Origin of the sequence: Dysosmobacter sp. Marseille-Q4140 (genome assembly GCA_018228705.1) — a bacterium.
Classification (GTDB): Bacteria; Bacillota; Clostridia; order Oscillospirales; family Oscillospiraceae; genus Oscillibacter.
This window is the reverse complement of sequence record CP073694.1, coordinates 2,226,666-2,244,915: the sequence shown is the minus strand read 5'-3', so window position 1 is coordinate 2,244,915 and position 18,250 is coordinate 2,226,666. Positions and strand designations below refer to the sequence as shown.

Here is an 18,250-nt window from a genome sequence, read left to right as displayed (position 1 = left end):
CTTCTCCCACAGCATGGGTATCATTTTACGAGGTTTTTCCATGCAATGCAAGATGAATAATCACCAGAAAGAAGCCGTCGCTTTTCCAAAAAACGGCTGATTTTCTCCGTCCAAGCCGTTCATTTGTCCCCGTACGGGAGACAGCCGCGAACTGGCAGGAAAAATCGGCGGTCAGCTGTCCGCGTATCAGAGACAGGCGTTTTGGTGATTCTGCCGGTCGGCCCCTTTTAAAAAAGATGGTTTTTTCCCGGTCTCTAGTCTTTTCCTTTGTTGTAGCCCTTATTCCGCAGGGAGCGCAAAAGCGCCGCCGGAAACTTCCGGCGGCGCTCTTATTCCTTCTTACCGTGTGCTTTCCGGCAGGGGCTTGGGCGTCTCACCAAAGACGGCCAGGAAGTCCTCCTGCTCCATGGTCTCATGCTCCAGCAGATACGACGCCACCGCCTCCAGCTTGTCGCGGCTGGCCTCCAGGATCTCCTGGCACCGGGCGTAGGCCTTGGCCACCAAGGCCTTGACCTCCTCGTCGATCTGAGCGGCCACCGCCTCGGAGTAGCTGCGGCCCTGGGTCATGGTGCGGCCGATGAACACCTCGTCGTGTCCGGACTCGAAGGAGACCGTGCCGATCTTGTCGCTCATGCCGTAGGAGGCCACCATCTTCCGGGCGATCTGGCTGGCCCGCTGGATGTCGTTGCTGGCTCCGGTGGAGATATCCCCCAGGCACAGCTTTTCGGCCACCCGGCCGCCCAGCAGCGCCACGATCTGGTCCTCCATATACCGCTTGGAGAGGTAGGACCGGTCCTCCTCCGGCAGGGAAATGGTCATGCCGCCGGCCTGCCCTCTGGGAACGATGCTGATTTGGGTGACGGGGTCGTGGTCCGGCAGGGCGTGCATGACCACGGCGTGGCCCGCCTCGTGATAGGCGGTCAGCTCCCGCTCGTGCTGGGGAATCACCCGGCTCTTCTTCTCCGGGCCGGCGATGACCTTGATCTCCGCCTCTTTCAGGTCCCCCATGGTGATGAATTTCCGCTTGCGGCGGGCGGCCAGCAGCGCGCCCTCATTGATGAGGTTCTCCAGGTCCGCACCGGTGAAGCCCGGCGTGCCCTGAGCCAGCTTGCGCAGGTCCACGTCCTCCGCCAGGGGCTTGCCCTTGGCGTGGACCTTCAGGATCTCCTCCCGTCCCTTGATGTCCGGCAGACCCACGTAGATCTGCCGGTCGAAGCGGCCGGGCCGCAGCAGCGCCGGGTCCAGCACGTCAGCGCGGTTGGTGGCCGCCAGGACCACCACGCCCTCGTTGGCGGCAAAGCCGTCCATCTCCACCAGCAGCTGGTTGAGGGTCTGCTCCCGCTCGTCGTGGCCGCCGCCCAGGCCCGTGCCTCTCTGGCGGCCCACGGCGTCGATTTCGTCGATGAACACGATGGCCGGGGCGGTCTTTTTGGCCTGGTCAAACAGGTCCCGGACGCGGCTGGCGCCCACGCCCACGTACAGCTCCACGAAGTCGGAGCCGGAGATGGACAAAAAGCCCACGCCGGCCTCTCCCGCCACGGCCTTGGCCAGCAGGGTCTTGCCGGTGCCCGGAGGGCCCACCAGCAGCACGCCCTTGGGGATCCGGGCCCCCAGTGCGATGAAGCGCTTGGGGTCCTTCAAAAACTCCACGATCTCCTGGAGCTCTTCCTTCTCCTCGTTGGCGCCGGCCACGTCCTCGAAGGTGACCTTCTTGTCCTTGTCCGTCAGGGTCCGGGTCCGGGCGGAGCCGAATTTGGCCATCTTGTCCGGCCCCATGCCCCCCTGAGCCCGGGCCATCATGAAGTACCAGAACACCGCCAGCACCGCCGCCACCAGCACATAGGGCAGCAGCAGAGCCAGCCAGTTGGTGCTCTCCGGGTCCGGGTAGTCGTAGGCGGTGATGACGCCCTTGGCGTATTGCTCCTGAACCAGATCGTTGAAGTCATCATAGAACAGCTGGAAGTCGTAGAGCTGGTAGCGGACGATCTCGCTGCCGTCCACCGCCTGACGCAGCTGCATGGTCAGCATGCCGCCGCTGTCGATGGTAAACGCCTCCACCTTCTCCTGCAAAAACAGCTGGCGCATCTGGGAGTAATCGACCTGCTGCTCCCGCATGTCCGCCTGCCACAGCCAGCTGACGCACAGCAAAATCACCAGCGCCAGCAGGGCGAAGCTCAGGTTGGAGCGCTTGTATTGTCTCGTCACAAATAATCCCCCTTTTCCTGCCGGCCCGTGCCGGCCGGAAAATCCGTTCCCTCTGCTGGAGCGGATCAGTGGTTGGAGTAGACCTCCGGTTTCAAAACGCCGATATAGGGCACGTTCCGGTACTGCTGGCAGTAATCCAGCCCATAGCCCACCACGAATTCGTCCGGCACCGTGAAGCCGGCCAGATCCGCGGTGATGGCCTTGGTGCGGCGGGAGGGCTTATCCAGCAGCGTCACGATGGTGATAGAGGCGGCACCCTTGGTCAGGAAGTAGTCCTTCAAAAAGGCCAGGGTGTTGCCGGAGTCCAGAATGTCCTCCACGATGATCAGATGGCGGCCGGTGATGTCCTGCTGGAGATCATGGGTGATCTGCACCCGGCCGGAGGACACGGTGGCGTTCTGATAGGAGCTGACGGCGATGAACTCCACGTCGCTTTTGACCTGGCAGGCCCGGACCAGATCCGCCATAAACACGAACGACCCCTTCAAGACACCCAAAAACAGCGGATCGCGGTCGTGGAACTGTTCGTACAGCGTCTCGCCCATCTCGGCAATACGGGCTTTGATCTCCTCCTCCGTGACCAGCACCTTCAGGATATCCTTCTCCATCTCACTTCTCATGGCTGTTCTCCTCTGTATGTTTCAAAATTTGAATGAACCGGCAGGGGCCCTCCCCCTCCGGCAGAAATTCCGTATCCACACCCAGCCGCCACACGGCGGCAAGCCGGTCTCCCGCGTAGACGGCGGGCAGCCGGTCCCGCTCCGCCAGGGAGATCCCCCGGTCCAGGCACAGCCGCTTCACCGTGCGGCCGCCGCCATGGGTCTCCGGCAGGGTCAGCCGCGCCCCACCGTCGCAGGGGCCCACGGCCACCCGCTCCGGCCCGGGCCGCAGGGGCAGTCCCGCCCCGGCTCTCCGGTCCAGCAGAGTCAGCGTGTAATCGCCCCATCGCAGGGGACAGCCCTCCACCAGCTCCGCCCGGGAAGGGGGCGGCGGCAGCGTCTCCAGGATCAGCCGGGAGGCTGCCAGGCGGGCTGTAACGCCGTGGGGCAGACTGATGCGGGCGTCGTTGCCATGGCTGTTCCACAGCGCCTGCAGCGCCTCCAGGTGGACGGCGCCGATGTCCTTCCGCCCCGCGCCCAGCAGGTCGAACAGCCCCAGCAGCACCTTCGGCCGCAGAAAGTCCGGCACCTCCGCCAGCTTTCCCAGGGGGACCGTCACCCGTCCCGGCTGGACCGAGGCGGCGCGCAGGTATCGCTCCGTCAGATCCGTCAGTCCCCCGTCCGTCTCCCGCAGGAGCGCGGCGGTGCGGGCCATATGGGCCTCGGCCCGGGGATTGAGCTGCCGCAGCAGCGGCAGCACCTTCAGCCGCAGCAGGTTCCGGGCGGCGGCGTCCGGGTCGGCGTTGGTCTCGTCCTCCACATGGGGGATGCCGTGGGCGGCGGCGTAGGCGGCCAGCTCCTCCCGGTTCAGGCCCAGAAAGGGCCGCAGGATGATGTCCCGCTCCGGCGGGATGCCGCAAAGGCCCTTGAGGCCCGTGCCCCGGATCAGGTTCAGTAGCATGGTCTCGGCGTTGTCGCCGGCGTGGTGGGCGGTGAGGACGGCTGAAAAGCCCTCCCGCTCCGCCGTCTTCCGCAGGAAGTCATACCGCAGCTTCCGCCCGGCCTCCTCCAGAGAGAGGCCCAGGTTTTCAGCCAGGCCGCGGACTTGGCCGGAACCATCGTAAAACGGGATGCTCCGCCCGGCGCACCAGTCCCGGACAAAGTCCTCGTCCCGGTCCGCGGCGGGCCGCAGGCGGTGGTTGAAGTGGGCGGCGCCCACGGAAAAGCCGTGCCGCCGTCCCCAGGTATCCAAATAGTGCAGCAGGCACATGGAGTCCAGCCCGCCGGAGACGGCGCACAGCACCCGCCCCCCCGCAGGCATCCGCTCCGCCAGGAAGGCCCCGGCAGCGGAGAGCTCACTCCTCGTCGTCATATCTCGTATCCAATGTGGAGAAGGTGGTATACTCCGGCATCCACCGCAGCTCCACCTTGCCGGTCTCGCCGTGGCGGTTCTTTGCCACGATGCACTCGGCAATATTATGCTTCTCCGAGTCCTCGTTATAATAGTCGTCCCGGTACAAAAACAGAACGATGTCCGCGTCCTGCTCGATGGCGCCGGACTCGCGCAGATCCGACAGCATGGGCCGCTTGTCCTCCCGCTTCTCGTTGGCACGGGAGAGCTGGCTCAGGCAGATCACGGGGACGTTGAGCTCCTTGGCCATGATCTTGAGCATTCGGGAGATATCGGAGACCACCTGCTGGCGGTTCTCGCCGCTGTATCCCCGGCCGCCGGCGGAGGTCATCAGCTGCAAATAGTCGATGACCACCAGGGCCAGGTTGTCCAGCCGCCGGCACTTGGCGTTCATGTCCGCCACCGACAGCATGGGGTTGTCGTCGATCCGGATGTCCACCCGGTTCAGCACCGTAGCGGCGCCGGCGATCTTCTCCCAGTCGGTCTCCCGCAGGGAGCCGGTCCGCAGGCGGTTGTTCTCCACCAGGGCCTCGGCGCTTAAAAGCCGCATGGCCAGCTGCTCCCGGGACATCTCCAGGGAGAACACCGCCACCGTCCGGTGGGTGCTCTTGGCCACGTTCAGCGCCATGTTCAGCGCCATGGAGGTCTTGCCCATGCCGGGCCGGGCGGCCAGCAGAATGAGGTCCGACTTGTTCAGGCCCGTGATCTTCTGGTCCACGGCGGACATACCGGTGGAAAGGCCGGGCAGGCGGGAGTCGCTCTCGCTCATCTCGCCCAGGCGGTCCAGCACCTCCGGCAGCACCTGCCGCAGGGGGACCATGTCCTGGGCGCTCTGGCCCCGGCGGACGGCGTAGACCTTCTGCTCCGCCGCCTCCAGGATCTCCCCGGCGCCGCCCACGCCCTCCTGCACCAGGGCTGTGATCTCCGCCGCCGCCTGGGCAACGCCCCGCAGCAGGGCCTTGTCCCGGACGATGGCCACGTACTCCATGACGTTGGCGCTGGTGGGGGTGATCTCCATCAGCTGGGCCAGATACGAGCGGGTGGTCTGGGGGTCGTAGGTGCCCAGCCGCTGCATCTCCTCGCAGACGGTGATGCCGTCGATGGGCTTGGCATAGGAGAACATGGAGTAGATGGTCTCAAAGATCTCCCGGTTCTGCCGCAGGTAGAAGTCGTCCGGCCGCAGCTTGTCCATGACGTCCTTGACGCAGCCGGCGTCGATCAGCATGGAGCCCAGGACCGCCTGCTCGCCCTCCAGGGAGTGGGGCATCTGCCGCAGCAGCAGATCTTCATTGGCCATGGACGTTCACCTCCCGGTATGGTCGTTCAGGGGCCCTGCGCCCCCGCTCACTTCTCCTCGAACACGGAGACGTACACCGTCCCCGTCACCTCAAAGCCCAGCTTGGCCTTCACCTGATAGCTGCCGAAGGACTTGATGGGGTCCTCCAGCACCAGCTTCTGCTTGGGGATGTCCAGTCCGAACTGGGCCTTGAGCCCGTCGGAGATCTCCTTGGTGGTGACGGCGCCGAAGAGCCGTCCGCCGCTGCCGGCCTTGGCGGTGAGCTTCACCATGCACTCCTTGAGCTTTTCAGCGGTGGCCTCCGCCTCCGCCTTCTGGCGGGCCTCCTCGGCCTTGCGGGCCTTCTCCTTGAGGTTCATGGTGTTGATGGCGTCCGTGGTGGCGGCGATGGCCAGCTTCCGGGGCAGAAGGAAGTTCCGGGCATAGCCCTCGGAGACCTCCACCATCTGGCCCTTCTTGCCCTGGCCCTTCACATCCTGCTGTAAAATCACTTTCATACTACTGTCTCCTTACCGTGATCCGGCCGGATCACTTCTCAAAATACGCGTCGATGGCCTCCGTCAGCTTTTCCCGGGCGGTGAGGACATCGCAGTTTTCCGCCTTGCCTCCGGCGGTGGTGGAATTTCCGCCGCCGCCCAGGGCCTCCAGGATCACCTGGACATTGATCTCACCCAAAGACCGGGCGGACATCTGCACATTGGGGCCGCTCTTGAACAGCACGAAGGAGGCCTTGACCCCCTTGAGGCCCAGCAGCTCGTCCGCCGCCTGGGCCGCCGCGACGCGGTCCACCCCGTCCTGGGGGATGACGGCGATGGCGAAGCTGTCCCGGTACATCTCCGCCCGGCGGATGATGTCGTAGCGGGAGACCATCTCGCTCAGGTCGTTCTGGAACAGGCGCTGGACATCGGTGGTGTCGGCGCCGGCCCGCCGCAGGAAGGCCGCCGCCTCAAAGGTGCGTCCGCCGGTGCGGAGCGTAAAGTGCTTGGTGTCCAGCACGATGCCGGCCAGCAGGCTCTCCGCCTCCTCCCGCAGCAGGTCTGTGGCGTCTACCAGATATTGCAGCAGCTCCGTCACCAGTTCCGAGGCGGAGGAGGCATAGGGCTCATGGAAGCTGAAGGCCGCGTTTTCAATGTAGGTGGCCGCCCGGCGGTGGTGGTCGATGACCGCCACCCGGTTGCAGGACTCCAGCAGCTGGGGATCCTCCACCAAATCGGGGCGGTTGGTATCCACCACGATCAGAAGGGCCCCGGGCTGCATCTTCAAAAAGGCGTCGCCGCCGGTGGTGAACACATTCTCATACTCCGGCAGGGCCCGCAGCTTCTGCAGAACCGGCTTGGCGGCGTTGCGCTCCAGATCGATGACCACCTGGGCCCGCTTGCCCCGCTTCCGGGCGATGCAGCAAAGGCCCGCCGCGGCGCCCACGGCGTCCATGTCCGCAAAGCTGTGACCCATGATATAGATTTGAGTGGCATCGGCGATCAGCTCGCTGAGGGCGTTGGCCATGACCCGGGACTTGACCTTGGTGCGCTTCTCCGTGGCCTTGCTGCGGCCGCCGTAGAACTCAAAGTCCACCTTGCCGCGGACCACCGCCTGGTCGCCGCCGCGGCTGAGGGCCATCTCCAGGGACAAGTTGGCGTTTTTGTACAGCTCCTCCATGCTCTCGGCGCTGCGGCCGATGCCGATGGAGAGGGTGGGGTGGACGCCCTCGCCCACCTTGATATCCCGGATGGCATCCAGAATGGAGAATTTCTCCTCCACGAAATGCTGATAGTGCTGCTCCTCGAAGAGGAACAGATACCGGTCCCGCTCGGTTTTCAGCAGCAGCCCCTGTCCGGCGGCGGCCCAGCTGTTGAGCTTTTCGTCGATCTGGGCCAGAACGGCGCTGCGGGCGGTGTCGGCGCAGGCCTTCATCAGGTCCTCGTAGTTGTCCAGCATCAAAATCGCCGCCACGGTCCGGGTGGCCGCGTACTTTTCCTGGATGGCGTCGGCCTCGGTGGTATCCACCCAGTAGGTGGTGGCCACCAGGTTCTGCTCTTCGCCCCGGCCCTTGGCCCGGACCAGGCTGCCGTAGACCCGGAAGCGGCGGCTGTTCATGTACACCCGCACCGGGCACTCCTGCTTGCCCTCCAGCAGCCACTGGACGGAGAAGTCCGGCACCGCGTCCTCCACCTTCATCTCAAAGAGGTGCTCCCGGACGCCGGCCAGCTGGAGGAAGTTCTCATTGCTCCAGATGACCTCCCCGGTGTCCGGCCGGAACACCATGATGGGCAGAGGAGAGTTGATGAGAGTGGACTTGCTGGCGGTGTCCACGCTGCCGGTCAGGTTATCAATGTACTGTATGATCCCCTGGCGGCGCTTTTTGCTGCTGCTGGTGAAATACAGGTACAGTCCGCCGATGGCGCACAGCTGGATCAGGCCCAGCAGCACATGCACCCAAGCGGTGGCGATGGCAAAGATCACCATACACAGAAAATACAGCTTCAGATTGGGCTCCAGCAGGCGGGAGAGCTTTTTGTTTGTCATAAGAGATTCTCCTTTGCCGCAAAAGCATATTTATAGATATATCAGTATATCAGTTTTCCCCGGAAGGTGCAACTGTTAAAACCGCCCGCTCCCGGGCGCGCAAAGCCCCGGAGAGCAGTGCCCTCCGGGGAAGGTTCAGCAGTTTTCTGCGGTGAGGATGGGACTGTCGGGATAGTAGCTGTCCTTTTGGGGACGCTTGTGCTCCAGCACGGCGTCGAACAGCACCGACAGGGCCTTCCGGGTCTGATAGGACAGGTTCTGATCGATGGTGAAATCCAACACGCCCTCCCGCAGCAGCGCCCGGATCTCCGGGCTGTTGTCGTGGGCCAGCAATCGCACCTTTCCGGCCAGGCCCGCCCGGCGCAGGGCCTCGGCGCAGGCGGTGACGCTGCGGTTGGCCATGTAGATGCACCGCAGCCCCGGGTCCTCCGCCAGGGCGGCGCTCACCGCCGCCAGCGTCTCATCATAGTCCTCGTGGGTGGCGGCGATCCGTACGCCCGCCCGGGGAAAGCCCAGCTCCCCCAACCGGTCCAAAAACCCGTCCGCCCGGCCCTTGTGGCCGGCGTACTCCGGCCCGGCGTAGACCAGCAGCACCCGGTCCTCCGGCCCCAGGAATTTGGAGGCGATCTCCCCGGCCAGGCGGCCGGCCCGGTGGGCGTTTTCCCCCACGAAGCACAGCCGCTCCGCCCCGGCGATATCAGAGTTGAAGGTCACCACCGGGATCCGCCGGCGGGACAGGTCCGCCAGCGCCTGGCGGACAGCGGGACAGTCCGAGGCGCACAGCGCGATGCCCTGAACGCCCTCTGCCGCCAGTTCCTCCAAATGCCGCAGGCACTCCGCCGTCCGGCCCTGGCGGTAGGTCCGCACCGCCACGGAGAGGTTGTAGTCCCGCCGCTCCTCCCGGAATTTACTGATGCCGGCGGCAATGGCGTCGCCCACGTAGCCTTCCCAAGCGGGCTGGACCACCGCGAAGCGGCGGCTGGTACCGCTGAGGGCCAGAGCGCTGGCCATACGGTTAGGGCGGTAGTCCAGCTCCTCCATCACCTGGAGGACCCGCTCCCGCACCTCCGGCTTCACATAAGGCCGGTTATGGAGCACCCGGTCCACGGTGCCGATGGAGACACCGGCCTGCTCCGCGATCATTTTGATGGTGGCGCGCATCCGGCCGCCTCCTCTCTCCGCAGGGAAAAACCGCTTCAAAAAATGATGTATACAAATTCGGTTTCCTGTGGTATAATAGTGCAAAGTATCATGTGGAAGCTCTTTCCTGCCGTTGGCAAAAGGCCCCGTCAGACGTGAGCGCCACACCTGACAGCATATCAAATTTCGCGTCGAGAAGCAACCGCTTTTCCGCACTTTTTCCGTATTTCACTGAAGCGGAGCGGACCTCTGCATCAGTTAAATAAAACCTCCATATGGAACGACTGCATGACGTGACCGAACCCCTGGCGGCGAAACGGGGCCGCACAGGCAACGGGCGTCTCTTCTTTGCGTGCGCCTTTTTGGCGTCTGCAGGGCGGATCGCGCCCACATGTCCGCGTACCAGGGAGGATATCTACATATTTTGTATTTCAAAGGAGTATTATCAACACTATGGCAGAAAAACTGAAAATCATTCCCCTGGGCGGTCTGGACGAGATTGGCAAGAACATGACCGCCTATGAGTACGGCGGCGAGATCATCGTGGTGGACTGCGGCATGGCCTTCCCCGGGGACGACATGTACGGCATCGACTGCATCATCCCCGACGTCACCTATCTCATCAAAAACCGCGCCCGGATCCGTGGTCTCTTCATCACCCACGGCCACGAGGACCATGTGGGCGCCATCCCCTACGTGCTCAAGCAGATCAACCTGCCCATCTACTGCACCCGTTTCACGGCAGGCCTCATCAAGCTGAAGCTGGAGGAGCACGGCCTGGTCAAATCCACCAAGCTCATCACCGTGGAGCCCGGCAAGACCGTCCGGGCCGGCAAGTTCAACGTGGAGTTCATCCATGTGAACCACTCCATCGCCGACTCCGTGGCCTTCGCCATCCACACCAAGATGGGCACCGTGGTCCACACCGGCGACTTCAAGATCGACTCCACCCCCATCGACGGGGAGGTCATCGATCTGGCCCGCCTGGGCGAACTGGGCAAGGAGGGCGTGCTGTGCCTGTGCGCCGACTCCACCAACGTGGAGCGGCCCGGCTTCACCCCCTCGGAAAAGACCGTGGGCGCCACCTTCGCCCGCCAGTTCCAGAACTGCGAGGAGCGGATCATCGTCACCACCTTCGCCTCCAACGTCCACCGGATCCAGCAGGTGCTGGACGCCGCCGCCGCCTGCGGCCGGAAGGTGGCCGTGACGGGCCGGTCCATGGAGAACATGATGAAGGTCTCCACGGAACTGGGCTACATGAAGGTGCCCAAAAACACCCTCATGGACATCAACAAGATCAAGGGTCTGCCCAAGAACAAGCAGGTCATCGTCACCACCGGCTCCCAGGGCGAGGAGATGAGCGCCCTGTACCGCATGGCCTTCTCTACCCACAAGCAGGTGGAGCTGGGCGCCGGGGACAAGGTCATCATCTCCGCCTCCGCCATCCCCGGCAACGAGGTCACCGTGGGCCGGGTCATCAACGAGCTGTTCCGCAAGGGCGTGAAGGTCATCTACGACCGGGCCGACATGCTCCATGTCTCCGGCCACGCCTGCCAGGAGGAGCTGAAGATCATCCACGCCCTGACGAAGCCCCGTTTCTTCGTCCCCCTCCACGGCGAGCAGCGGATGCTGCAGATCCACTCCCAGGTGGCCCAGCAGATGGGCATGGACCGCAACCACATCGCCATCGCGGAGAACGGCTCCGTCATCGAGATCACCGGCAAGACCATGAAGCTGGGCGGCACCGTTCCCGCCGGCGAGGTGTATGTGGACGGCTCCGGCGTGGGCGACGTGGGCGCCGTGGTCATGCGGGACCGCAAGCGCCTGGCCGAGGACGGCATGGTGGTGGTCGTGATGCCCGTCTCCAGCCACGACGGCGCGCTGCTGAGCCAGCCGGAGATCATCACCCGGGGCTTCATCTATGTCAAGGAGTCCGGGGACCTGATGAAGGAGCTGCAAAATGTGGCCATGGACGCCGCCGAGGGCGTGACCCGCAAGCGCAGCCGGGACGACGGGGAGCTCAAGGGCGCAGTGAAGTCCGCGGTCAGCAGCTACCTCTTCAAAACTACCAAGCGCAATCCTATGGTCATCCCCGTGGTGACCCGCCTGTAAGCAAACGCACCCTCCGGGGGCGCCCTCCGGCGCCCCCGGTTTTTCCGTACATCCGCTTACCGATCCGAATTTCGAAAGGAGCTGTTTGTTATGGCATTGGAGGCCGCGTTTCTTTTTCTGGCGGGCGACGCCGGTCCGGACACCCGGGCCGTGGTCCCCACCGGAAGCGTGAACCTCAACGTGGTGGGCTGCCGCAATTATGACGAGGCGGAAGCCGCCGCCCGGCAGCTGGCGGCCGCGGGCGTCACCGCCATCGAGCTGTGCGCCGGGTTCGGCAACGAGGGCATCGCCCGCATCCAGCGGGCCGTGGGGCCCCAGGTGGCCGTGGGCGCGGTGAAGTTCGACTTCCACCCGGGCCTGGGCTTCCAGAGCGGCGACCGGGTCTTTTGAGCCGGGCAAAAAAGCGGAGGGACTTTCGTCCCTCCGCTTTTCTCATGCCTTTGGCCGCCAGCGCGCCGTCAGGCCGGCATACTCCGGCAGTTCCCTCAGAAAGGCGCAGTCCGGGTCCGCCTCGATCTGCTCCAGCAGGCAGGGGATCAGAGCGCCCCGTCCCTCTCCGGCGTCCTCCTTGGTGTTCAGGTGGCGGTACAGCAGGGACCCGCTCAGGTCCCAGGGCGCCGTCAGGCTGCAAAAGAGCCGTTCCAGCAGGGCAAGGACCCGAGTGCCGTCCCGCTCCGCCACAGCCAGCTGAAAGGGCGCAGACACCACCGCGTAGTCCGACAGGTCCAGCACCGCTCCGGCCCGCTCCGCCGTATCCGTCAGCCCCTGGGCCCGGTCCCGATCGCCCTCCGCCATGGCCCAGTCCGCCATGGTCAGCAGGATGCTCTCGATGGCGTGGGCCCGGTCGAACAGCTCCCGCTCCAGCAGTGTCCAGCCCTCCTCCGTCCGCCCCTGTTTCCGCCGCAGGGACGCCAGGGCCTCCCGCTTGGACCGGTGGGTGTCGGACAGGCCGCTCAGCAGCTCCTCCGCCCGGTCCAGCTCTCCCTGGCCCATGCACCGGTTGGCCGCCGTGTAAGCGGCCCACTCCCGAAGCCGGGCGTCGGCGCTGTGGAGGACGCGGTCATAGAGGGCGTCGATCTTCCCCTGCCAGACGGTCCGCTCCGCCTCGTCCCCGCCGGGGTACAGGGCCAGAATGCCCGCCAGCAGCCCGGCTGCGCTGTACGCCAGGCGGTCGCTGCCGGGAAATTCCCGGAGCTTTTCCTCCGCCAGGGCAAAGGCGGCGCAGCCCCGCTGCCGCCCCTCCTGGTGGAGGCGGCACAGAAATTCTCCGATCTCCCGCTCCGTCAGATCCTCCTGAAAGGACAGCAGGGTGTTGAGATCCACTCCCAGGGTCCGGGCCAGTACCGGCAGCAGCGTGATATCAGGGTAAGAATTGCCCCGCTCCCACTTGTTGACCGCCGGGGCCGACACCCCCAGCTTTCCCGCCAGCTACTCCTGGGTCAGGCCCAGGGCCTGCCGCCGGGTACGGATGATCTGGTGAATCTTCATGCGGTAGCCCTCCTCTTCCGGATGGCTCCATCATAGCAGGCCCAAGCGCCCCCGGCAACCGACGGCTGTTCAACCCCTGCGGGCATTTCTTAACCTGGGGTTAAGTTCTCTTGAGCAGCTTCTCCAGCGGCGTGTCCATGGTCACCGTCAGCCGAAGCATCTGGCGGGTTCCCTTCCGCAGATCTGTGATACCGGGGCGGGTGACCGCCGTCACCGGGAAGAGTTCCGCAACCAGCTCCTCCGCCTCCGGCTCGACCACGCCGAAGGGATAGGCGAAAAAGGAGGGCCGCCCCACCTCCCAGGTAATGCGGTCGTAGCTTTTCTGGATATCATCCAGGACCCGGGCGCGGAACTCTTCGTCGCTCTCCGCCGGGTCCCGCTGGATGCCGTTGATCCCGTCCGGGTCGAAGCAGCCGCCCCGGTCTCCCAAATTGTGCAGGTGATTGGTATGGGAGCCGATCTCCACCAGGCCGGAATCGGTCATCTCCCGGCACATGTCCCAGGAGAGGAAATTGTCGGCAGGCAGGTCCGGCATGCAGGTGATAATGGAAATCACAGCCTTCATCCGGTATTTTTCCAACAGCGGGTAAAGCAGCTGATAGTTGCTGCGGTAGCCGTCGTCAAAGGTCAGCAGCACCGCCTTTTTCGGCGGGTCCTCCCCATCGGCCAGTTCCCGCGGCAGCACTGTGTGATATCCGTTGTCCCGGAGCCACTTGAGATCCTCCTCCATGCGGCCCGCGGTGACGGTCACATCGTTGCAAGGTTCCCCGTCCGCCACCAGATGATGGTACATCAGGACCGGCAGGGCGTATTTTGCCGGCACCGGCGCCTGGCGCAGGGCGGCGCTCCAGAAGGCCGCCGAAGCCAGCAGCAGCGCCGTCATCACCAGCGCCGCCCGCCGTGTTCCCTGTCTTTTCATGGCTGATCTCCTCTCCGAACCCGCCCCGCCGGGCGTGTTTTTTCGCCGCCGGTGCACTGGACGCGCCGGCGGATTTGCCTCATCATAGCCTGCCCCTTTTTTTCTTTCATGAACCAACTGTGAACAATTCCCCTATGCCGCCTCACGAGGTCTGCAAAAAAAGGCCGCCCCGCATGGGGCGGCCCTTTGCTGCCGGATGGATTCACTGTGCCTTGGGCTCCTCGCTTTCAAACACGGCCTTGGCGCTGGCGGCAAGGCCCGCCAGTCCCTGGAGCTCGCTGGGAATGATGATCTTGGTGGCCTTGCCGTCGGCCATCTTCTGCATGGTCTCCAGGGCTTTCAGCTTGACTACCTGATTGTTGGGGGCGGCCTCGTTCAGCAGCTTCAGGGAGTCGGCCAGGGCCTGCTGGACCTGCATGATGGCCTGGGCCTCGGCCTCGGCGGCCATGATGCGGGCCTCCTTCTCGCCCTGGGCCTTCAGGATGGCGGCCTGCTTGGCGGCGTCGGCCTTCAAAATGGCGGACTGCTTTTCACCCTCGGCCACCAGGATCTGGGACTGCTTGGTGCCCTCAGCCTGGAGGATGGACTCGCGGCGCTCCCGCTCCGCCTTCATCTGCTTCTCCATGGCGTTCTGGATCTCCTTGGGCGGGATGATGTTCTTCAGCTCCACCCGGTTGACCTTGATGCCCCAGGGGTCCGTGGCCTCGTCCAGGATGGCCCGCATCCGGGTGTTGATGGTGTCGCGGCTGGTCAGGGACTGGTCCAGCTCCATGTCGCCGATGATGTTGCGCAGGGTGGTGGCGGTCAGGTTCTCAATGGCGTTCATGGGGTGCTCCACGCCGTAGGTATACAGCTTGGGGTCCGTGATCTGGAAGTAGATGACGGTGTCGATCTGCATGGTGACGTTGTCCTTGGTGATGACCGGCTGGGGAGCAAAGTCCGCCACCTGTTCCTTCAAGGACACCTTCTTGGCCACCCGCATGATAAAGGGCACCTTGAAGTGAAGGCCCACGTTCCACACTGTGTGGAAGGCACCCAGGCGCTCCACCACATAGGCCCGGGACTGCTGGACGATGTGGATGTTGCTGATCAGCAGCACCAGCACCAGCAGCACCAGGATCACGACTACCGCGACGCTGATGAGATTTCCCATGTTCATACCTTCGCACCCTCCGTCTTTTCACATAATTTCACAAAGAGCTTCACGCCCTCCATGGCCGTTACCTCCACCCGCTCTCCGGCATGGATCACGCTGCCGTCGGCGCTGCGGGCGGTCCAGGTCTTGCCGTCCACATAGACGGCGCCCCGGGAGTTTTCATTGTCGATGGTCTCCGTCACCTTGGCGGCGGCGCCCAGCACACGGTCGGCGTTGGTGGCCACGGCCTTTCCGGCGGTCATGCGCCGCACCAGGGGCCGGGTGGCAGCCAGGGCCGCGGCGGACACCACGGCAAACACCACCACCTGCACCAGGATGCCGGCGCCGAACAGGCCCGCCAGCAGCGCCGCCAGGGCGCCCACGGCGAACCAGATGCACACCAGTCCCGCCGTGGCGGCCTCCACCACCGCGAACACCACCAGCGCGATCAGCCACAGCCACACCGGCAGGTCAATACTCTGCAAAAATCCGCTCAAAAAAACGCCTCCTCTCGTCCCGCGGTCCGCGGGCAATCCTTGTGTTTGGCAACAGTGTACCACAGCGCCGCCGCAAAAGCTATTTCATTTTGGTAACAATCCCTGGTCGATCATATGTGCATTGCGCCGGGGCGTTTTTCCTGCTATACTGCTCCTATATGAAATCGTTTCTTTAGGAAGGAGGCGGGCGCCATGACGTTGACGGTCCCGTGTCTTTTGGGGCTGGAGAGCCTGGTGGCGGAGGAAATGCGGCGGATGGGCCTTGCGGAGGTCCGGGCGGAGAACGGCCGGGTCCACTGCACCGGCACCATGGCCGACATCGCCCGGCTGAACATCGGCCTGCGCTGCGGCGCGCGGGTGCTGATGGAGCTGGGGTCCTTCCCGGCCCCGGACTTCGAGGCGCTGTTCCAGGGGACGGCCGCCCTGCCCTGGGAGGACTTCATCCCCCGGGACGGGGAGTTCCCAGTGAAGGGCTACTCCCTGAACTCCACTCTCCACTCGGTGCCCGCCTGCCAGGCCATCGTGAAGAAGGCCGCCGCCAGGCGGCTGGGCGGCGCCTACGGGCTGGAGACCCTGCCGGAGACCGGCAGCCGCTATCAGATCCAGTTCTCCATCATCAAGGACACCGCCACGCTGTATCTGGACACCTCCGGCGAGGGGCTGTACAAGCGGGGCTACCGGGCCAGGAACATGGGCGCGCCCCTGCGGGAGACCCTGGCGGCGGCGCTGGTGCTGCTGTCCCGCTACCGGGGGAAGGACCCCTTCTGCGACCCCTTCTGCGGAAGCGGCACCATCCCCATCGAGGCGGCGCTGATTGCCAAGAACCGGGCCCCGGGCCTGGACCGGCGCTTCGCCGCCCAGAAGTGGAAGAACATGGACAGCAGGCTCTGGATGGACGCCGCCGACGAGGCTCAGGACAAGGAGTTCCACGGCACCTACGACATCTGGGGCGGGGACATCGACCCGGCGGCGGTGGAGCTGTCTGGCCACAACGCGGCCCTGGCCGGGGTGGACGACTGCATCCGCTTTGAGGTGGCCGACGCCGCCAAATTCCACCGCGACAGCGAATACGGCCAGCTGGTGACCAACCCGCCCTACGGCGAGCGGCTGCTGGAAAAGCAGGAGGCCGGGGAGCTGTACCGGGCGTTCGGCCGGTCCATGGCCCAGATGCCGCCCAAATGGCGCATCCTGATCCTCTCGTCCCACACGGAGTTCGAGCAGTGCTTTGGCCGCGCCGCGGACAAGAAGCGCAAGCTCTACAACGGCATGATCAAGTGCGACCTGTTCATGTACGGCAAATAACCGCGAAACAGGCAGAGAGGGACGTTCTCTCCACGCATGACTCCTAACCTGAAAAAAGGTGGTGTATCCATGCGCCACATCTTCATCATCAACCCCGCCGCCGGAAAACGCGACCAGACCACCCGGATCTACGCCATGGCGGACCGGCTGCGGACAGCCCACGGCCTGGAGTGCCAGTGCCTGCTGACGGACCGGCCCGGCGGCGCAACGGAGATGGCCCGCCGTCTGGCGGAGAGCGGGGAGCCCCTGCGCTTTTATGCCTGCGGCGGCGACGGCACCATCCACGAGGTTGCCAACGGCCTGGCGGGCTTTTCCAACGCCGCCATGACCTGCATCCCCGCCGGCACCGGTAACGACTTTCTCAAGAACTTCGGCGCCAACATGACCAAGTTCGCCGACGCGGAAAACCTCTGGGACGGGGACCAGTTTCCCCTGGACCTCATCGACTGCAACGGCCGGTACTGCCTGACCATCGCCTGCAACGGCATCGACGCCCAGGTGGCCGAGAGCGTCCACCAGCTGGGGTCCTCCCCCCTGCTCAGCGGCCGGGGCAGCTACCTGGTTTCCGTGGCGGTGAACTTCCTGTTCCGCCGGCTCGGCCACCGCTGGACGGTCTTTCTGGACCAGGAGCGGCTGGAGGGGGACTACGCCCTGATCTCCATGTGCAACGGCCGGTACTACGGCGGCGGTTCCACCCCCGTCCCCGTTGCCCGGATGGACGACGGCAAGCTCCACACCATTTTGGTCCGCAGCGTCAGCCGCGCCACCTTTGCCCGGCTCTTCGGGGCCTACTCCGCCGGAAACGCCGACCGGCTGCCCCGGCTGGCCCGGATCTCCGACGCCCGGGAGGTGCGCATCCTGTCCCCCGGAGCGGACATCGTCACGTGCCTGGACGGGGAGTGCTTCCGGTCCCGGGAGGTGACCATGCGCCTGGCGGACAAACGGCTGAACTTCTTCGGCCCCAAGGGCTGCGATCCCAACGCCACCGCCCGGTGAGCCTCCTTTGGGAGGATTTACAAATTCTTCATAACTTTTGTGAATTTTCCCCTTTACAAACCGGATAGACTGTACTATGATAACAGCGTTAGCACTCGAGAGAGTTGAGTGCTAACGCTGAATTTCGTTTAACTTTTTGATAACTATAAGGAGGAACCCAACATGAAACTCACTCCGCTTGCAGACCGTGTCATCCTGAAGATGGTGGAGACCGAGGAGACCACCAAGGGCGGCATCATCCTCACCGGCTCCGCCAAGGAAAAGCCCTCCGTGGCCGAAGTCATCTCCGTGGGCCCCGGCGGTAACGTGGACGGCAAGGACGTGGTCATGACCGTGAAGCCCGGCGACAAGGTCATCACCAGCCAGTACGCCGGCACCAAGGTCACCCTGGAGGACGTGGAGTACGTGGTCGTCCGTCAGAACGACATTCTGGCCATCGTCGAATGACCTTCGGTCTTAAAGAGGGGACTGCGTCCCCCCTTTAAATCCCCCCTCACCAGTGACGTCGGTCACTGGTGTGCGCGTCCCCCGGACGCGCGGGTCGGGGTATTTTCGCCAGGTACACGCCCCGGCGAAAATGATCTCATTTTCTTGATTTGCCTCCGGCAAATCAACCGGGGAAACCG

The 18,250-nt window shown here is 64.4% G+C and carries 16 protein-coding genes; 5 read left to right on the top strand and 11 right to left on the bottom strand.

Annotated features, from left to right (window positions below):
- Window positions 1–339 precede the first annotated feature (339 nt).
- The 7 genes from ftsH to KFE19_11125 form a co-directional block, all read right to left on the bottom strand.
- The gene (ftsH, locus tag KFE19_11155; GenBank protein QUO36966.1) at window positions 340–2,205 is read right to left on the bottom strand and encodes an ATP-dependent zinc metalloprotease FtsH; all 1,866 of its coding nucleotides are present in this window, start codon (window positions 2,203–2,205) and stop codon (window positions 340–342) included.
- Between the two features lie 65 nt (window positions 2,206–2,270).
- Window positions 2,271–2,825 (bottom strand): hypoxanthine phosphoribosyltransferase, encoded by a 555-nt coding sequence (gene hpt / locus KFE19_11150; GenBank protein ID QUO36965.1) that lies wholly within the window; start codon window positions 2,823–2,825, stop codon window positions 2,271–2,273.
- Window positions 2,815–4,176 carry a tRNA lysidine(34) synthetase TilS gene (tilS, locus tag KFE19_11145; protein ID QUO36964.1) on the bottom strand — a complete coding sequence of 454 codons (1,362 nt, stop codon included), beginning with the start codon at window positions 4,174–4,176 and terminating at the stop codon, window positions 2,815–2,817. Before tilS ends, hpt begins: the two co-directional genes overlap by 11 nt.
- A complete protein-coding gene (gene dnaB / locus KFE19_11140) occupies window positions 4,160–5,512 on the bottom strand; it encodes a replicative DNA helicase (GenBank protein QUO36963.1) in 1,353 nt (450 codons plus the stop codon). The genes tilS and dnaB overlap by 17 nt, the downstream gene beginning before the upstream one ends.
- 47 nt (window positions 5,513–5,559) lie before the next feature.
- Entirely contained in the window at window positions 5,560–6,009 is a 450-nt protein-coding gene (rplI, locus tag KFE19_11135) for a 50S ribosomal protein L9 (protein QUO36962.1), read from the bottom strand.
- Between the two features lie 31 nt (window positions 6,010–6,040).
- On the bottom strand, window positions 6,041–8,035 hold the full coding sequence (locus tag KFE19_11130) for a DHH family phosphoesterase (GenBank protein ID QUO36961.1): 1,995 nt from the start codon (window positions 8,033–8,035) through the stop codon (window positions 6,041–6,043).
- 135 nt (window positions 8,036–8,170) lie between these two features.
- Entirely contained in the window at window positions 8,171–9,196 is a 1,026-nt protein-coding gene (locus tag KFE19_11125) for a substrate-binding domain-containing protein (protein ID QUO36960.1), read from the bottom strand.
- Window positions 9,197–9,628: 432 nt separating this feature from the next.
- Here KFE19_11125 and KFE19_11120 point away from each other — a divergent pair, with 432 nt between their 5' ends.
- On the top strand, window positions 9,629–11,287 hold the full coding sequence (locus KFE19_11120; GenBank protein ID QUO36959.1) for a ribonuclease J: 1,659 nt from the start codon (window positions 9,629–9,631) through the stop codon (window positions 11,285–11,287).
- Between the two features lie 90 nt (window positions 11,288–11,377).
- Window positions 11,378–11,677 (top strand): hypothetical protein, encoded by a 300-nt coding sequence (locus tag KFE19_11115; GenBank protein QUO36958.1) that lies wholly within the window; start codon window positions 11,378–11,380, stop codon window positions 11,675–11,677.
- 42 nt (window positions 11,678–11,719) lie between these two features.
- On the opposite strand, the gene KFE19_11110 is transcribed toward KFE19_11115, so the two are convergent.
- The 4 genes from KFE19_11110 to KFE19_11095 form a co-directional block, all read right to left on the bottom strand.
- Window positions 11,720–12,697 (bottom strand): XRE family transcriptional regulator, encoded by a 978-nt coding sequence (locus KFE19_11110; GenBank protein QUO36957.1) that lies wholly within the window; start codon window positions 12,695–12,697, stop codon window positions 11,720–11,722.
- A gap of 178 nt (window positions 12,698–12,875) precedes the next feature.
- Complete coding sequence (locus KFE19_11105; GenBank protein QUO36956.1) at window positions 12,876–13,694, bottom strand: polysaccharide deacetylase family protein; 819 nt, start codon at window positions 13,692–13,694, stop codon at window positions 12,876–12,878.
- Window positions 13,695–13,896: 202 nt separating this feature from the next.
- On the bottom strand, window positions 13,897–14,847 hold the full coding sequence (locus tag KFE19_11100; protein QUO39604.1) for an SPFH/Band 7/PHB domain protein: 951 nt from the start codon (window positions 14,845–14,847) through the stop codon (window positions 13,897–13,899).
- 2 nt (window positions 14,848–14,849) lie between these two features.
- On the bottom strand, window positions 14,850–15,299 hold the full coding sequence (locus KFE19_11095; GenBank protein QUO39603.1) for an NfeD family protein: 450 nt from the start codon (window positions 15,297–15,299) through the stop codon (window positions 14,850–14,852).
- A gap of 219 nt (window positions 15,300–15,518) precedes the next feature.
- Here KFE19_11095 and KFE19_11090 point away from each other — a divergent pair, with 219 nt between their 5' ends.
- The 3 genes from KFE19_11090 to KFE19_11080 all read left to right on the top strand — a co-directional run bounded on the left by KFE19_11090 (window position 15,519) and on the right by KFE19_11080 (window position 18,071).
- Window positions 15,519–16,628 carry a class I SAM-dependent RNA methyltransferase gene (locus KFE19_11090; protein ID QUO36955.1) on the top strand — a complete coding sequence of 370 codons (1,110 nt, stop codon included), beginning with the start codon at window positions 15,519–15,521 and terminating at the stop codon, window positions 16,626–16,628.
- Window positions 16,629–16,697: 69 nt separating this feature from the next.
- Window positions 16,698–17,624: a BmrU protein gene (locus tag KFE19_11085; GenBank protein ID QUO36954.1), complete on the top strand. Its 927-nt coding sequence runs from the start codon at window positions 16,698–16,700 to the stop codon at window positions 17,622–17,624.
- A gap of 162 nt (window positions 17,625–17,786) precedes the next feature.
- A complete protein-coding gene (locus KFE19_11080; protein QUO36953.1) occupies window positions 17,787–18,071 on the top strand; it encodes a co-chaperone GroES in 285 nt (94 codons plus the stop codon).
- Window positions 18,072–18,250 lie beyond the last annotated feature (179 nt).

Excerpts from the sequence above, each read along its gene's own strand:
- hpt (QUO36965.1), bottom strand. The coding sequence starts at position 2,825 with ATGAGAAGTGAGATGGAGAAGGATATCCTGAAGGTGCTGGTCACGGAG.
- tilS (QUO36964.1), bottom strand. The coding sequence starts at position 4,176 with ATGACGACGAGGAGTGAGCTCTCCGCTGCCGGGGCCTTCCTGGCGGAG.
- dnaB (QUO36963.1), bottom strand. The coding sequence starts at position 5,512 with ATGGCCAATGAAGATCTGCTGCTGCGGCAGATGCCCCACTCCCTGGAG.
- rplI (QUO36962.1), bottom strand. The coding sequence starts at position 6,009 with ATGAAAGTGATTTTACAGCAGGATGTGAAGGGCCAGGGCAAGAAGGGC.
- KFE19_11130 (QUO36961.1), bottom strand. The coding sequence starts at position 8,035 with ATGACAAACAAAAAGCTCTCCCGCCTGCTGGAGCCCAATCTGAAGCTG.
- KFE19_11125 (QUO36960.1), bottom strand. The coding sequence starts at position 9,196 with ATGCGCGCCACCATCAAAATGATCGCGGAGCAGGCCGGTGTCTCCATC.
- KFE19_11120 (QUO36959.1), top strand. The coding sequence starts at position 9,629 with ATGGCAGAAAAACTGAAAATCATTCCCCTGGGCGGTCTGGACGAGATT.
- KFE19_11115 (QUO36958.1), top strand. The coding sequence starts at position 11,378 with ATGGCATTGGAGGCCGCGTTTCTTTTTCTGGCGGGCGACGCCGGTCCG.
- KFE19_11105 (QUO36956.1), bottom strand. The coding sequence starts at position 13,694 with ATGAAAAGACAGGGAACACGGCGGGCGGCGCTGGTGATGACGGCGCTG.
- KFE19_11100 (QUO39604.1), bottom strand. The coding sequence starts at position 14,847 with ATGGGAAATCTCATCAGCGTCGCGGTAGTCGTGATCCTGGTGCTGCTG.
- KFE19_11090 (QUO36955.1), top strand. The coding sequence starts at position 15,519 with ATGACGTTGACGGTCCCGTGTCTTTTGGGGCTGGAGAGCCTGGTGGCG.
- KFE19_11085 (QUO36954.1), top strand. The coding sequence starts at position 16,698 with ATGCGCCACATCTTCATCATCAACCCCGCCGCCGGAAAACGCGACCAG.
- KFE19_11080 (QUO36953.1), top strand. The coding sequence starts at position 17,787 with ATGAAACTCACTCCGCTTGCAGACCGTGTCATCCTGAAGATGGTGGAG.